Source organism: Streptomyces sp. NPDC036984, from assembly GCF_055607665.1.
The window spans coordinates 194,730-206,876 of record NZ_JBVJRL010000016.1 but is presented as its reverse complement, the minus strand read 5'-3'; the positions used below and the strand labels follow the sequence as shown (position 1 = coordinate 206,876).

Sequence of the window (12,147 nt, the reverse complement as noted above, 5' to 3'; positions counted from 1 at the left end):
AGAGCGCCGACGAGGTCCTCGAAATGTGCGACCGCGCCCTCGTCAACGGCCGCCTCGCGCCCGGCCTCGGCTGGACCGACCCCGAGTGGGGCATGAAGCTGCTGATGATGCTCGGCAGCGCGTACGCCTACGCCGACCGGCTCGACCGCGCCGAGAGCCTGTTCGCCGAGGCCCGGCGCGTCTACACCGGCGCCGGCTGGCGCGGCGGCCATCTCTCCCTGGCCAACGCCTTCCTCGGGCTCGCCTACCGCAGACAGGGCCGGCTGCGCGACGCCGAGTCCACGCTGCGCGAGGGCCTGGTGCTCGCCGAACGCGTCGGCCGTCGCCTGCCCCTGTACTGGTCGTCCACCTGCGGCCTGGTCGACACGCTGCTCGCCCGGGGCCGGGTCGACGAAGCCTGGTCGGTCGCCGAACGGTACGGCTTCGCACCGCCGTATCCGTCCACGATCGTGCTGCCCGACATCCGCTCCGTGCGCGGCCGGCTGCTGCTCGCCGTGGGCCGCACCGGGGAGGGCGTCAACGAGCTGGAGGCCGCCGAGAAGACCGCCGCCTCCCGCGGCGGCCACAACCCGGTCCTCGCCCCCTGGTCCATCGATCTCGCCAAGGCCCTCGCCGGGCAGGACCCGGCCCGGGCCGCCCAGCTCGCGGCCGACGCCCGCCGGCAGGCCGAGCGGTTCGGCACGGACACCGCCATCGGCGAGGCCCTGCGCTGCGCCGCCGCCCTGGAGACGGGGCAGCGGGCGGTGCAGCTCGCCGCCCGGGCCGTCACCTACCTGGAGGCGTCGCCCTGCCAGTACGAGCACGCGGCCGCCCGCGTCGAGTACGGCATCGCGGCCCGCTCGGTCGCGGAACTCAACCGGGGCCTGGATCTCGCCCGGGCCTGCGGAGCGGAAGGGCTGGTCGCACAGGCACGGGAGGTACTGGAGACGGGGCGGGGGCTGCGCTGAGCCGGGAGGTGCCGGAGCCGGGGCCCGGGGCCGCGCTGAGCCGCGCTCACATGGCCAGCAGCTGCTCGGTGACCGCCGCCAGTCGCTTGCGGACCTCCGGGTCGTACGCGGCCTCGTGTGCCCGCGCCGGTCGGGTCCCGTCGAAGTAGCCGCCGCTGCCCGTCTCCCGGGTGGCCGGCGCCAGCACGCCCGGCGCTCCTTCGGCGACCGAGTTCCACGGGGCGATCCCGCCCTCGCGGACCATCGCCGTGTCCATGAAGGTGGCGGGGTGCAGCACGTTCACCGCCACTCCGGCGCTCGCCGGCTCCTCGGCCAGCCGTTCGGTGCGGGCCCGGTCGGGGCCGTGGGCCAGGACGAGGTGACCGGCCCGGACCAGTTCGAAGGCGACGTACCGGCCGAGCCCGGAGGTGGCGCCGGTGAGCAGGACAGTGGGCATACCGCAAGCCTAGGCACGCCGGAGCACCGGGAACGAGACGCTGCCGAGGGTACGACCGGCAGGGTCACCCTCGGCGCTCAGGGCGACTCCTCCTCGGCGAGGACCCGCTGGGCCGTAGCGAACGCCGAGTTGGCGGCCGGCACCCCGCAGTACACGGCGGTCTGGAGCAGCACCGCGCCGATCTCCTGCGGTGTCAGCCCGTTGCGCCGCGCCGCCCGGACATGCATCGCCAACTCGTCGTCGTGGCCGCGCGCGACCAGCGCGGTCAGCGTGATCATGCTGCGCTCGCGGCGGGACAGCGTCGGGTCGGTCCAGATCTCCCCCCAGGCGTAGCGGGAGACGAGGTCCTGGAAGCGAGCGGTGAACGGGGTCTGCCCGGCCTGCGCGCGGTCCACGTGGGCATCGCCCAGCACCTCCCGGCGCACCGCCACGCCGCTCGCCGCCGGTCCGTCGAGCTGGGTGCGCAGCGCGGTCAGCACGGCCCGCGGGCACTGCGCCGGCGCCAGGTGGGCGGCCCCCGGCAGCTCCACCAGTGTCGCCGCCGGCACCGCGTCGGCGATCTCCCGCAGGTGCGCGGGCGGGGTCGCGGGGTCCTGCCGGCCGGCCACCAGGAGGGTCGGTACGGTGATCTCGGCGAGCCGGTCGCGCAGGTCGAATGCGGCGAGCGCGTCGCAGCAGGCGGCGTACGCCTCCGGGTCGGCCTCCCGGTGATCCCGGACCAGTCCCGGCACGCTGAACCCGGGCGTGAACCAGCGGGCGTCGGCGGTCTCCACCAGCCACTGAAGCCCCTCGCGGCGCACCCGCTCCGCCCGCTCCCGCCAGGGTGCCTCCCCGCCGAAGTGGGCGGAGGAGCACAGCACCGCCAGGGAGGACAGCCGCTCGGGGTGGTGGACGGCCAGGTGCAGGCCGACGGCGCCGCCGAGGGAGACGCCCGCGTAGGCGAACCGGTCGATGCCGAGCGAGTCGGCGAGCGCCAGCACCAGCGCGGCGAGGTCGCCTACGGTCGCGCCCGGCCCGATCAGGCCGGCCGCCGAACCCCCGTGCCCCGGCAGGTCCCAGCGGACCACGCGGTGGCCGGCGGACAGCTCGGGCGCGACCTTGCCCCACAGGGCGTGGGAGGTGCCGAGCGAGGGCCCGAGCAGCAGAGGCGGTGCCGAAGCCGCGCCTTCTTCCAGGTGGTTGAGGAGTCTCACGGTCAACGTCGCTCCAGGGCGCGGTCGGTGAGGGCACCGGCGAACCCGGTGTAGCGGGCGGGGTCGACCAGGTCGTCCAGGTCGATGTCCTTCAACTCCACTTCGTGGAGAACGAGTTCGCCTAGGGTGCGGTCCTCGGCGTGGGCGCGCCGGGCCAGCTCGGCCAGCAGCTCCCTCGCCCGCGCCCGACCGAGGACGGGGGTGAGGGCGGCGGACAGCCGTTCGGAGACGATCAGCCCCCGGGTGGTGCCGAGGTTCCGGCGCATCGCGGCGGAGTCCACCCGCAGCCCCTCGGCCAGCCCGGCCGCATGCGCGGCCGCGCCGCCCGCCAGCCGGAGCAGATCGCGCAGCGGCTCCCACTCGGCGTGCCAGGCCCCGGCCGGCCGCTCGTCCTCGGCGGTGAGGGAGCCGTACAGGGTGGCCGCGAGCTGGGGTGCGCGCCGGGCGGCCGCCGCGAGGAGCGTGGCACGCACCGGGTTCGCCTTGTGCGGCATGGCCGACGAGCCACCGCCGCTGCCCTCGCTCACCTCGCCGATCTCGGTGCGCGAGAGCGTCAGGACGTCCACCGCGAGCTTGCCCAGCGCCCCCGCCGTCAGAGCCAGGCACCCCGCCAGGTCCGCGATCGGCGTGCGCAGCGTGTGCCACGGCAACGCCGGTGCGGCCAGGCCCACTTCGCGGGCGTACGTCCGGGTCAGAGCGGCCGCGTCCTGCGCGCCGTACGCCTGGAGGGCCGCCAGGGTCCCGGCGGCGCCGCCGAGTTGGGCGGGGAGCGAGTCCCGTACCCGGGTGACGCGGTCGCGTGCGTCCAGGACCAGCGACCGCCAGCCGGCCGCCTTCAGCCCGAACGTGGTCGGTACGGCGTGCTGGGTGAGCGTGCGTCCGGGCATTGCCGTGTCGCGGTGCTCGGCGGCGAGTCCGGCCAGCGCCCGCTCGGTCCGGTCGAGGTCGGCGAGCAGCAGGCCGAGGGTGCGCACGGCGACCAGCATCGTCGCCGTGTCCATGATGTCCTGGCTGGTGGCGCCCCGGTGGACGTAGGGGCCGTACTCCTCGCCGACCGCCGCGGTCAGGTCGGCGACCAGCGGGATGACCGGGTTGCCGCCGGCCGGGGTCCGCGCCGCCAGCGAGCGGATGCCGAAGCCCTCCGGGACGGCTGCCGCGGTCACCGCCGCCGCTGCCTCGGCCGGGGCGAGCCCCAGCGCCGCCTGCGCCCGGGTCAGCGCGGCCTCGGCGTCGAGGAGTGCCCGCAGATACGCGTGGTCGCCGGTCTCGGACGCGGCGCCCGACAGCCCCCACTCGGGGGCGAGCAGGCCGGTGTCGGCGTACGGAGGGGACGCGAATGTCACTGGAACTCCAGGAAGACCGTCTCGCCTTCACCCTGAAGGCGGATGTCGAAACGGTAGGTGCCGCCTTGCTCGTCCCCGGCGATCAGCGTGTCGCGCCGGTCGCCCACCCGGGTGAGCAGTGGGTCGGCGGCCAGGGCGGCCTCGTCTCCCGGCAGGTAGATCCGGGTGAACAGGTGGACGAGCAGACCGCGCGCGAAGACGCAGACGCTGAGGTGGGGCGCGTTCCCGACGCGCGCGCCGGGCCGCAGCGTGCGCGCGTACCAGTGGCCGTCCGCGTCGGTCTGGCTGCGGCCCCAGCCGGTGAACTCCACGCCGTTGCGGCCGAGGTGCCCGCCGGTGGCCGGGTCGCGCCGGAGGGAGCCGTCCACCCGCGGCACCGTGCCGTCGGGGCGCGGGCCCCACAGTTCGAGGAGCGCGTCGGGCAGCGGTGCGCCCGCGCCGTCGAGGACGTACCCGTGCACGGTGATCGTGTCCGGGTGACCGAGCGGGGCGATCTCCTCGCCGCCGCGGAACGGCAGCGCGTGGCCGTAGAACGGGCCGACGGTGTGGGACGGCGTGGGCAGGACCCGCTCCGGGCTGCCGGTGTCGGGAGTCGTCATGGCGGTCAGCGTCCTTCTTCCGTCCAGGTGGCGGCGGGGCCGTCCAGCACGATGTCCCAGCGGTAACCGAGGGAGAACTCCGGTACCGACAGGCCGTGGTCGTAGGTGGCGACCAGCCGTCGCCGGGCCGCGTCGTCCGTCACCGACTGGAGGATCGGGTCGTACGGGAGGAGCGGGTCGTTCGGGAAGTACATCTGCGTCACCAGCCGCTGGGTGAACGCCGTGCCGAACACCGAGAAGTGGATGTGGGCCGGGCGCCACGCTCCCACGTGGTTGCGCCAGGGGTAGGCGCCCGGCTGGATGGTGGTGAAGTGGTAGCGGCCGTCGGCGTCGGTGAGGGTGCGGCCCACCCCGCTGAAGTTCGGGTCCAGCGGGGCGTCGTGCTGTTCCCGCTGGTGGGCGTAGCGGCCCGCCGAGTTGGCCTGCCATATCTCGATGAGCTGGCCGCGCACGGGGCGCCCGTCCCGGTCCAGGAGCCGCCCGGAGACGGTGATGCGCTCGCCGATCGGGTCCCCGGTGTGCTGCCGGGTGAGATCGTTGTCGTTCTCGGTGATGTCGCGCTCCCCGAAGGCGGGGGAGTGCAGTTCCACCGGTTCGGGGTCGTTGCCGGTGTCGATCGCGACCAGGGGCTGCTTCGGGTGGCGCAGCACGGACGAGCGGTAGGGCGCGTAGTCGCGCCGGGGGTGGTGCTCGACGGGTGCGCCGTCGGCGACGCGCTTGTCGTGGGCGGCTTGCTCCGCCGCGATCTCCTGGTCGATGTCCTGCTGGGTGAGAGCCATATCTGACGTTTCCTTACCGTTCGAGGACGCGGGCCGGGCCGTGCCCCACGCCGATGCAGAGGGAGGCCCCGCCGGCGCCGCAGCTGCGGCGGGCGGGTCGGGGGCGTGGCACCCGGGGTTCACGGCACGTTCTCCCCGATGGTCATCACGGCGTCGGTCCGAGTGACGACGTCCTCGACGCTCACGCCCGGGGCGGTCTCGACCAGGACGAGCCCGGTGTCCGTCACGTCCAGCACGGCGAGGTCCGTGATGACCCGGTTCACACACGCCTTGCCCGTGAGCGGGAGCGTGCACTGCTCCAGGATCTTGGGGGAGCCGTCCTTCGTGGTGTGCGTCATCACCACGATCACCCGCCGGGCGCCGTGCACCAGGTCCATCGCGCCGCCGATCCCGGTGACCAGACACCTGCATCGCGCCGAGCACGGCCGCGTCGATGTGCCCGCCCCGGATCATCGCGAAGGACAGCGCCGAGTCGAAGAAGGACGCACCCGGCAGGACGGTCACGGTCTCCTTGCCGGCGTTGACCAGATCCGGGTCGACCTCGTCCTCGGCGGGGTACGGACCGGTGCCCAGGATGCCGTTCTCCGACTCCAGCACCACCTCGACACCCGGCGGGAGGTGGTTTGGTATCAGCGTCGGCAGACCGATGCCCAGGTTGACGTACTCCCCGGGCCGCAGCTCACGGGCGGCGCGGGCGGCCATCTCCTCGCGTGTCCAGGCCATCAGCCGCTCACCGTCCGCCGCTCGATCCGCTTGTCCGCCGCCTGCTCAGGGGTGAGCGCCACGACCCGCTGCACGAAGACCCCCGGCACGTGCACCGCGTCCGGATCGATCGCGCCCGGCTCGACCAGCTCCTCCACCTCGGCGATCGTGACCCGGCCGGCCATGGCCGCGAGGGGGTTGAAGTTCCGGGCGGACCGGTGGAACACCAGATTTCCGTGCCGGTCCCCCTGGGCGGCCCGGACCAGCGCGAAGTCGGTGCGGATGCCCCGCTCCAGCACGTACTCCACGCCGTCGAACTCCCGCACCTCCTTCGGCGGAGAAGCCAGCGCGACCCCGCCCGAGCCGTCGTAGCGCCAGGGCAGGCCGCCCTCGGCGACCTGGGTGCCGACCCCGGCCGGGGTGTAGAAGGCGGGGATGCCGGCGCCGCCCGCGCGCAGCCGCTCGGCCAGCGTGCCCTGGGGGATCAGCTCGACCTCCAGCTCACCGGCCAGATACTGGCGGGCGAACTCCTTGTTGGCGCCGATGTACGAGCCGGTCACCCGGGCGATCCGGCCCGCGGCCAGCAGCACGGCGAGCCCGGACTCCATCGCCCCGCAGTTGTTGGACACCACGCTCAGCCCGCCGGCACCGTGCTCGTACAGCGCCTGGATCAGCACGTTCGGCACACCGCTGAGTCCGAATCCGCCGACGGCGAGCGAGGCGCCGTTTGGCACATCGGCCACCGCCTCCACGGCCGTGGCGACCACCTTGTCCATCCGGGCAGCCCCATCTCTCCGGTTCATCAGGCCGTTGATAATCAGCGCACTGAGTATTTACGTGAGGTGCCGCTCACGCTGCCAGCGGGAGATGGATGCCGTCAATAGGCGGTTTTCGGCTGGCAGGGCGCCGAGACAGGGCAAGCCGGGTGGCGAGTATTGTTCAGTGCACCAACGAATCGACGTCAGGAGCGCACATGGCCGCGGTGGAGCTCGCCACCCATCCCGGACACCTGGCCCGGCGGCTTCAGCAGGCGCACTACCTGCTGTGGAACACGATGGTCTCGGAGGAGATCACCTCACCGCAGTTCGCGGTCATGAACGCGCTCGTCGCCGAGCCGGGCCTGGACCAGCGGACCGTGGGCGAGCGGGTGGGCCTGGACCGGTCGACCATCGCCGAGGTCATCAGCCGGCTCGGCCGCCGCGGGCTGCTGCACAAGGTGCGCGACCCGGGGGACGGCCGGCGCTACCTGCTCCGCCTCACCGACGAGGGCCTGCGCACCCACCGCAAGCTGACCGTGCGCACCGCCCGGATGAACCAGGTGTTCCTCGCCCCGCTGTCCGCCGAGGAGCAGACGGTCTTCTTCGACCTGATCCGCCGGGTCGCGGACGCGGCCGAGGGCTTGCGCAACCCGGCCGAGCCGCCGACCGCGCAGGGCTGACCACGGCCGCCCGGAACGGTAGGCATTTCTCACGGGGCCGGCGCCAACACCACCCACACCTGCCCGGCGGCGAAGTCCAGCCGGCTGCCGTCCCCCGCCGTGAACGCCGTACCGTCCGTCGCGGCCGGCCGTGACCAGAAGGCGTCGAAGGACCGCCCGTCGCGCAGCACCTCCGCCCGTCCGGAGCCGACCGTCACGGGGTACGGCGTGGGGTTGCCGAGCACGTCGTGGTAGCGCGAGGTGCGGATCTTCACGTACTGCACGACCACCGTGGCCGGGGCCAGCCGGCCGCTGCCGGCCGTTGCCGTTCCGGTCGCCGCCGCTCCAGCCGTCTCCGTTCCGGCCGCCGCTTCCGTCGTCACCGCGGGATCGCCGTCCATCGTGACCAGCCAGCCGCCCCGCTCGGAGGACCAGTTGAAGGCGAAGCGGGCGGCCGGGTAGCGCACGGTCCGCTCCGGCACGGGAGTGCCGCCGGAGGGGAGCGGGCCGTAGTGGAAGCCCGTCGTCAGCGCCGCCGCGCCCGGGGCGGCGGGCAGCAGCGCGGCCGGGTGCAGATACAGGTTGTGCGGAGCGGCCTTGGCGGTGCCCCGGTAGTAGGCGCCGGGGGCCTGATCGGGCGACTGCGCCCGCAGCGGTGCCTGGTCGATCAGCGGCAGCAGCCCGCGCTGGGCCCCCGAGAAGGCGAGCGTCGGCTCGCGGAACTGGCGCAGCAGCTCCAGATCGGACTCGCGGGCGCTGCGCACGGGTCCGACGGTCCGCGGCAGCCTCGTCGCGTACACCGCCATCAGCCGGCTCAGGCCGCCCTCCACCGGCTCCACGTACACCACGTCCGCCGCGTCGAGCCCGGTCTGCGGGCGGGCCGGGCGTACGTTGTCGATCTTCACGACGAGCGGGGAGCCGGCCACGGCCGAACGGTCCGGTGTCGGGGGCGTGCTGGGCTGCGGGGAGCGGTCGTCGTCGTGGCCGGTGCAGCCCGCCGAGAGCGCGGCCGTCAGCGTGGCGGCCAGTAGCGTCGCCGTCAGCGCGGCCCGCCGCGAGCGCGCCCTGTGTCCCATGCCCACCGTCGCCACCCCGTCCATGTGGTCCGATTGTGCGCTCGTCGGGTCATCACCGGCCATACCCGGTCGCTTCCGGTCCCGCGCTTCCGGTGACGCGTACGGGACCGCGGTTCGCCGGAGGTCGGCGCGGGTACCCGGCCGCCACCGCACGCAGCCGTACCAAGGGAGTGCGACCCCATGAAGGCAGTCACCTGGCAGGGCAAGCGGGACGTCCGGGTGGAGGACGTGCCCGACCCCCGGATCGAGGAACCCACGGACGCCGTCATCCGCGTCACGTCCACCGGACTGTGCGGTTCCGACCTGCATCTGTACGAGGTGCTCACACCGTTCATGACCCCGGGCGACATCCTCGGCCACGAACCCATGGGCATCGTGGAGGAGGTCGGCTCCGAAGTGCCCGGCCTACGGCCCGGCGACCGGGTCGTGGTGCCGTTCCAGATCGCCTGCGGGCACTGCTTCATGTGCGACACCGGGCTGCCCACCCAGTGCGAGACCACGCAGGTCACCGGCGAGGGCATGGGCGCGGCCCTGTTCGGTTACACCCGCCTGTACGGCGCCGTACCCGGCGCTCAGGCCGAGTACCTGCGCGTCCCGCAGGCGCAGTTCGGGCCGATCAAGGTGCCCGAGGGACCGCCGGACGACCGGTTCGTCTACCTCTCCGACGTGCTGCCCACCGCCTGGCAGGCCGTCGAGTACGCCGCCGTCCCGCCCGGCGGCACGCTCGCCGTGCTCGGCCTCGGCCCGATCGGCGACATGGCCTGCCGGATCGCCCTGGCCCGCGGCGCGGAGCGGGTCTTCGGCGTGGACCTGGTGCCCGAGCGGCTCGCCCGGGCGAACCGGCGCGGTGTGCAGACGTACGACCTGAGGGCCTTCGACGACGAGAAGGCGCTGGTCCACGCGATCCAGGACGAGACCGGCGGCCGGGGCCCGGACGCCGTGATCGACGCCGTCGGCACCGAGGCGCACGGCAGCCACATCGCCAAGCTCGTCCAGCAGACCGCCGCGCTCATGCCGCGCAAGCTCAGCGGCCCGCTCGCCGAGCGTTTCAGTGTCGACCGGATGGGTGCGCTCTACATGGCCATCGACCTGGTCCGCCGCGGCGGCACGATCTCGCTCAGCGGTGTCTACGGCGGCACGGCCGACCCGATGCCGATGCTCACCCTGTTCGACAAGCAGATCCAGCTCCGCATGGGCCAGGCCAACGTCCGCCGCTGGAGCGACGAGATCATGCCCTACCTGACGGACGAGGACCCGCTCGGCGTCGAGGACTTCGCCACGCACCGGCTGCCGCTGTCGGACGCACCGCACGCGTACGACATGTTCCAGCACAAGCAGGACGGCGCGGTCAAGATCCTCATGCAGCCGTAACGCGGTCCGCGGTGCAGGTCCGCCGTGCAGCCGTGACGCGGTCCGCGAGTCCCGCGGTGCAGCCGTAACGCGGCCCGTGGTCCGCGGCTGCCGCTCAGCCGTGGTCCTTCTCGCCGAGGATCTCCGCCAGGTCGTAACGCACCGGCTCCTCCAGCTGGGTGTACGTGCAGCTCTCCGGCGTGCGGTCCGGCCGCCAGCGGCGGAAGCGGGCCGTGTGCCGGAACCGCTGTCCGTTCTCCATGTGGTCGTACGCCACCTCGGCCACCCGCTCCGGCCGCAACGGCACCCAGGACAGGTCCTTCTTGCCGGACCAGCGGCTCGGCGCCCCGGGCAGCCGGGCCGTCTCGTGCGCGGCCTCGTCCGTCCAGGCCGCCCACGGATGCCCGGACACGTCCTCCATGCGTAGCGGCTCCACCTCGTCCACCAGCTCGGCGCGCTTCTTCATGGAGAAGGCCGCCGACACGCCCACGTGCTGGAGCCGGCCGTGCTCGTCGTACAGCCCCAGCAGCAGCGAGCCCACCACCGGGCCGGTCTTGTGGAAGCGGTACCCGGCGACGACGACGTCCGCCGTCCGCTCGTGCTTGATCTTGAACATGGCCCGCTCGTCCTGGAGGTAGTGCAGGGTGAGCGGCTTGGCGACGACCCCGTCGAGACCGGCACCCTCGAACTGCTCGAACCACTGCCGGGCCACCTCGATGTCGGTCGTCGCGGGCGCCACGTACACCGGCGGGGTCGCCTCGGCCAGGGCCCGGTCCAGCAGCGCGCGGCGGTCGGTCAGCGGCACGTCGAGCAGCGCGTGGTCATCCAGGGCCAGCAGATCGAACGCGACGAAGGAGGCCGGGGTCTTCTCGGCCAGCATCCGCACCCGGGAGGCCGCCGGGTGGATCCGCTCGGTGAGGGCGTCGAAGTCCAGCCGGCCGCTGCGCGCGATCACGATCTCCCCGTCCAGGACGCACCGCTCGGGCAGCCGCTCTTTCAGCGCCTCGACCAGCTCGGGAAAGTACCTGGTCAGCGGCTTCCCGGTACGGCTGCCCAGCTCGACCTCGGCCCCGTCCCGGAACACGATCGACCGGAAGCCGTCCCACTTCGCCTCGTAGTGCATCCCCGGCGGGATCTTCGCCACGGACTTGGCGAGCATGGGCTTCACGGGCGGCATGACGGGGAGATCCATGAGTTCGATTCTGCTCGCATGCATTCGGCTTTGCCCGGTATGCGTGCTGTGCGGGGTGCGCCTACCGTGGCCGCATGGGTGATGCGGTGCAACTGGACGTCGGCGGCCGGACCGTACGACTGTCCAGCCCGGACAAGGTGTTCTTCCCGGAGCGGGGTTTCACCAAGCTGGATCTGGCGCGGTACTACGCCTCCGTCGGCCCCGGCATCCTGCGCGCCCTGCGCGATCGCCCCACCACCCTGGAGCGTTACCCGGACGGCGTCGGCGGCGAGTGGTTCTATCAGAAGCGGGCGCCGAAGGGCATGCCCGACTGGATCCCCACCGCACACATCACCTTCCCCAGCGGGCGCAGCGCCGACGAGATGTGCCCCACCGAGGAGGCCGCCGTGGTGTGGGCCGCCCAGTACGGCACCCTCACCTTCCACCCCTGGCCGGTCCGCGCCACCGACGTCGACCACCCCGACGAACTCCGCATCGACCTCGACCCGCAGCCCGGCACCGACTACGACGACGCGGTCCGCGCCGCCGGCGAACTGCGCGCCGTCCTGGACGAGTTCGGCGGGCTGCGGGGCTGGCCGAAGACCTCGGGCGGCCGCGGCCTGCACGTCTTCGTCCCCATCGAACCGCGCTGGACCTTCACCCAGGTGCGCCGTGCGGCGATCGCGGTCGGCCGGGAGATGGAACGCCGGATGCCCGAGCAGGTGACCATCAAGTGGTGGAAGGAGGAACGCGGGCGCCGCATTTTCCTCGATTACAACCAGACCGCTCGCGACCGCACCATCGCCTCCGCCTACTCCGTACGCCCCCGCCCGCACGCCCCCGTCTCCGCACCGCTGCGCTGGGACGAGGTCGGGGTCGCCCATCCCCGCGACTTCGACCTGGCCACCATGCCGGCCCGGTTCGCCGAACTCGGCGATGTGCACGCCGACATGGACGACCACGCCTACTCCCTGGACGCCCTGCTGGAACTGGCCCGCCGGGACGAACACGACCACGGCCTGGGCGACCTGCCGTACCCGCCGGAGTACCCGAAGATGCCCGGCGAACCGAAACGCGTCCAGCCGAGCCGGGCCCGCCGCGAGCCGTCGTCCTGACGCGAGCCGCTGTCCTGAC

The 12,147-nt window shown here is 73.5% G+C and carries 12 protein-coding genes and 1 pseudogene; 4 read left to right on the top strand and 9 right to left on the bottom strand.

Annotation, left to right across the window (positions count from 1 at the left end; all coding sequences use genetic code 11):
• On the top strand, positions 1–947 hold a 947-nt coding region (locus ACZ7DL_RS27320; protein WP_470777948.1), incomplete at its 5' end, for a tetratricopeptide repeat protein.
• Between the two features lie 46 nt (positions 948–993).
• Here ACZ7DL_RS27320 and ACZ7DL_RS27315 read toward each other — a convergent pair.
• The 7 genes and pseudogenes from ACZ7DL_RS27315 to ACZ7DL_RS27285 all read right to left on the bottom strand — a co-directional run bounded on the left by ACZ7DL_RS27315 (position 994) and on the right by ACZ7DL_RS27285 (position 6,775).
• A complete protein-coding gene (locus ACZ7DL_RS27315; protein ID WP_470777946.1) occupies positions 994–1,383 on the bottom strand; it encodes a hypothetical protein in 390 nt (129 codons plus the stop codon).
• 77 nt (positions 1,384–1,460) lie between these two features.
• Positions 1,461–2,582: a bifunctional 3-oxoadipate enol-lactonase/4-carboxymuconolactone decarboxylase PcaDC gene (gene pcaDC, locus ACZ7DL_RS27310; protein WP_470777945.1), complete on the bottom strand. Its 1,122-nt coding sequence runs from the start codon at positions 2,580–2,582 to the stop codon at positions 1,461–1,463.
• A complete protein-coding gene (gene pcaB, locus ACZ7DL_RS27305) occupies positions 2,579–3,919 on the bottom strand; it encodes a 3-carboxy-cis,cis-muconate cycloisomerase (RefSeq protein ID WP_470777944.1) in 1,341 nt (446 codons plus the stop codon). Before pcaB ends, pcaDC begins: the two co-directional genes overlap by 4 nt.
• On the bottom strand, positions 3,916–4,518 hold the full coding sequence (pcaG, locus tag ACZ7DL_RS27300) for a protocatechuate 3,4-dioxygenase subunit alpha (protein ID WP_470777942.1): 603 nt from the start codon (positions 4,516–4,518) through the stop codon (positions 3,916–3,918). The genes pcaB and pcaG overlap by 4 nt, the downstream gene beginning before the upstream one ends.
• Positions 4,519–4,523: 5 nt before the next feature.
• The gene (pcaH, locus tag ACZ7DL_RS27295) at positions 4,524–5,297 is read right to left on the bottom strand and encodes a protocatechuate 3,4-dioxygenase subunit beta (protein ID WP_470777940.1); all 774 of its coding nucleotides are present in this window, start codon (positions 5,295–5,297) and stop codon (positions 4,524–4,526) included.
• Between the two features lie 119 nt (positions 5,298–5,416).
• Positions 5,417–6,020: pseudogene (locus ACZ7DL_RS27290) on the bottom strand (3-oxoacid CoA-transferase subunit B).
• A complete protein-coding gene (locus tag ACZ7DL_RS27285) occupies positions 6,020–6,775 on the bottom strand; it encodes a CoA transferase subunit A (RefSeq protein ID WP_470777968.1) in 756 nt (251 codons plus the stop codon). Before ACZ7DL_RS27285 ends, ACZ7DL_RS27290 begins: the two are co-directional and overlap by 1 nt.
• Before the next feature lie 197 nt (positions 6,776–6,972).
• Between ACZ7DL_RS27285 and ACZ7DL_RS27280 the strand changes: the two genes are divergently transcribed.
• A complete protein-coding gene (locus ACZ7DL_RS27280; protein WP_470777938.1) occupies positions 6,973–7,437 on the top strand; it encodes a MarR family winged helix-turn-helix transcriptional regulator in 465 nt (154 codons plus the stop codon).
• A gap of 29 nt (positions 7,438–7,466) precedes the next feature.
• Here the strand turns inward: ACZ7DL_RS27280 and ACZ7DL_RS27275 are convergent, their stop codons facing one another.
• Positions 7,467–8,516, bottom strand: coding sequence for a DUF3048 domain-containing protein (locus ACZ7DL_RS27275; RefSeq protein ID WP_470777937.1), 1,050 nt, complete (start codon positions 8,514–8,516; stop codon positions 7,467–7,469).
• 156 nt (positions 8,517–8,672) lie between these two features.
• On the opposite strand from ACZ7DL_RS27275, the gene ACZ7DL_RS27270 reads away from it, so the two are divergent.
• Positions 8,673–9,863 carry a zinc-dependent alcohol dehydrogenase gene (locus ACZ7DL_RS27270; protein WP_470777935.1) on the top strand — a complete coding sequence of 397 codons (1,191 nt, stop codon included), beginning with the start codon at positions 8,673–8,675 and terminating at the stop codon, positions 9,861–9,863.
• 94 nt (positions 9,864–9,957) lie between these two features.
• On the opposite strand, the gene ACZ7DL_RS27265 is transcribed toward ACZ7DL_RS27270, so the two are convergent.
• On the bottom strand, positions 9,958–11,034 hold the full coding sequence (locus ACZ7DL_RS27265; protein WP_470777933.1) for an ATP-dependent DNA ligase: 1,077 nt from the start codon (positions 11,032–11,034) through the stop codon (positions 9,958–9,960).
• 74 nt (positions 11,035–11,108) lie between these two features.
• Between ACZ7DL_RS27265 and ligD the strand changes: the two genes are divergently transcribed.
• Positions 11,109–12,128, top strand: coding sequence for a non-homologous end-joining DNA ligase (ligD, locus tag ACZ7DL_RS27260; RefSeq protein ID WP_470777931.1), 1,020 nt, complete (start codon positions 11,109–11,111; stop codon positions 12,126–12,128).
• Positions 12,129–12,147 lie beyond the last annotated feature (19 nt).